Source organism: Actinomadura napierensis, from assembly GCF_039529375.1.
Taxonomy (GTDB): Bacteria; Actinomycetota; Actinomycetes; order Streptosporangiales; family Streptosporangiaceae; genus Spirillospora; species Spirillospora napierensis.
The window spans coordinates 1-633 of sequence record NZ_BAAAMR010000336.1; the positions used below are offsets into that span (position 1 = coordinate 1).

Here is a 633-nt window from a genome sequence, read left to right on the forward strand (position 1 = left end):
TTGATGGGCCATATAACACATAGCCAGCAGCAACTTGTTGAGTACCTGCCTGCATGAAATCTTGTGCTTGTGTAACCGCATTTTTGGCAGGAAGAATCGAGAAGATTGTTCCGACACACATGTTGATATCAATGTTGCTTGAACCATCTAATGGATCAAATAGAACCAAGTATTCGCCGTTTTCTTGTGCTGGTGTAAAATCATCAAGTTCTTCAGATGCAAGACCACCGACGTGAGGATGGACTTTTAAAGCATCGATTAAATAGTCATTAGAAATCACATCAAGTTTTTTCTGTGTTTCACCTTGAACATTTTCGTTACCTGCGCTACCCAAAATTCCAGCCAAGGCACCTTTTTGTAAGGCTTGATCAATGGTTTTACAAGTCGCAGCAATTGTGTCGATGACTTGAGCCAACTCAGGTGTAAGATTCCCTTTTTCTTGTTGTAAAAATTGGGACAATGTGAGGTTGGACATAAAAAAACGCTCCTGTGCGCAAGCATCAAAATGAGTCAGATAAATACGTGGCATATTCTAGATGAGAATGCCGAAAAATAAAAATTATCTTACTTTATTTGTGTTGCATTTATGCTTACAAGCCCCATTTTACGTGGTATGTTGTTTGCATAACAAAG

At 39.0% G+C, this 633-nt stretch carries 1 protein-coding gene; it reads right to left on the bottom strand.

Annotated features, from left to right (window positions below; genetic code table 11):
- Window positions 1–529: class 1 fructose-bisphosphatase (locus ABD296_RS49790; protein ID WP_344285621.1), on the bottom strand; the 529-nt coding region annotated here is incomplete at its 3' end.
- Window positions 530–633 lie beyond the last annotated feature (104 nt).